This window comes from Polaromonas sp. P1_E1_2 (assembly GCF_056406035.1).
In genome coordinates, this window is record NZ_JBFUAZ010000770.1 from 1 (window position 1) to 1,670 (window position 1,670).

Consider the following 1,670-nt stretch of genomic DNA (forward strand, 5'->3'; position numbering starts at 1 on the left):
CCTATCGGCAATGTCTCATCTTGATGAAAAATGTGTTGAGACTTTGCTTTAGCGCTGCCAAAAACCCGCAGCGGCAAGATGCTGCGCCGCGCGATCCAGGCGGTGTGCGAGGGCAGGGGCCCGGGGGATTTAACGACGATGGATGACCCGGCGGCGCTGCAGCAGATTCGGGATCGGGTGGCTGGGTAGGTCGCCCCCACGAAGGACCGTGCGTCACAAAATCATCGGATACGCTTATGCAGGCGCTTCACAATTTCGTATCCCGCAGGGTGAATATCGCTTCGAAGTGAAGGTCTTTGCAGCGCCCGGCCAGTTGCGACAACACGGCTTTACCCAGGGCCGAGCGCGCCCTGGGATGCGTGATAAGTATGCGAATCCCCAGATCGGCTTTGGCGTGAGGAAAAGCTTTGCCGAGCTCTGCGCTATGCACCCATTCCGAATAGGCATTGAGTTTGCGGATGGCGCGTGGTTTGGTCAGGCCGTCTTCCAGTGGCCGGTCAATGACCAGAACCAGCGTAATGGTGCCTGATTTGTCATCTACCTGAATGCCGTCCAGCTGGTGTATGTCGTTGACTCCCAAGCCAGCCGCAGGCGCGAATTTTGTGCAAAGAAGCAGCAGGCTGATGAAAGAAATACGCCAAAACAGAGATCGCATAAGGGGTTGGTAATTCGCAGTTTTAACTTTGGCAGAGACGTGAAGGGCGTTGCTAGTCCGGTAAGGCAAGCGCCATGCCTTCCATCATGCCTTTCGCTTCTGGCTCCAGGGATTCTGTCCACACGCGATTCCCGTTGGTAGCGGTGGGGCGGTTAAGGGTCTCCTGAACAAGAGCGCCGAGCAAACCAAAAAACTGGCCAAAGTCACCCGCCGGCCGTGAAAAAGTCGCGAGCAGGTAGAAAAACCRCCGTTCATCCGCCTGCACGCTGATCTCGGTAATGCGCTCCTGGCCTGCGGGGGTGGCGGCGGTGAGCCGCCGGGCACCGGGCGCGACGCCGATGGCTGTATAGCTATTCGGTGGCATGGTGGCCACTTTGACGCCATCCACCAGCACGGTCACTGTCTCCATGTCTCCGGAAATTCTCACCAGATACAGCAGCGCTTGCCCCGGCATGGGGTCTTGCAACTGTATTTCTTTTGGCTGCGGTGTGGCCGTAGCTGCGGGGGGATTGGCCCAGGCGCAGACACTCGCAAGCAAAAGTATCCCTGACAGTGCACGTCGGATCATCTTGGCCTTCAAGTTCGGGTGAATCGAGCCGTAGCGGCTGCGTAGCGCTGCTGATTCTAGAGGGTCGGGCGAACAAAAATGCCTCGGAGGGCTGAGTGTTGACGCTTGCACCCCCTGTCTCTGCTGAATGAGCCCTATGGTGAAGTTCGATGCTGACACTAGGACGACAAGGTTCTGTCACGAAGCATGAACTGGAGCGCGGATGCGCCTACAAAAGCCAGAAAAAAAGCGCCAATCCAGATCGAGAGTGGCAAGTCACTGAAAAAGGCTATGTTGCCGGATTTGTCACTGAAGTTTTGACAGAAGAATGAAATCGTCGAGTTGTACATGCAGTGAAGGGCAATGCATGGCCATAAGGACCTGCTTCGTTCGTAAAGCCAGGCAAGAACAGATCCGACAATCAATCCCACCATGAACTGGTAAATATTCAGATGAGCGGCACCAAAT

At 56.0% G+C, this 1,670-nt stretch carries 3 protein-coding genes; all 3 read right to left on the reverse strand.

Going from position 1 to position 1,670, the window contains the following annotated elements; genetic code table 11:
• Window positions 1–247 precede the first annotated feature (247 nt).
• Window positions 248–724 (reverse strand): hypothetical protein, encoded by a 477-nt coding sequence (locus tag AC1D1P_RS22695; protein WP_477674543.1) that lies wholly within the window; start codon window positions 722–724, stop codon window positions 248–250.
• A complete protein-coding gene (locus AC1D1P_RS22700; RefSeq protein WP_477674544.1) occupies window positions 708–1,121 on the reverse strand; it encodes a hypothetical protein in 414 nt (137 codons plus the stop codon). Before AC1D1P_RS22700 ends, AC1D1P_RS22695 begins: the two co-directional genes overlap by 17 nt.
• 260 nt (window positions 1,122–1,381) lie before the next feature.
• Window positions 1,382–1,670: lysostaphin resistance A-like protein (locus tag AC1D1P_RS22705; protein ID WP_477674545.1), on the reverse strand; the 289-nt coding region annotated here is incomplete at its 5' end.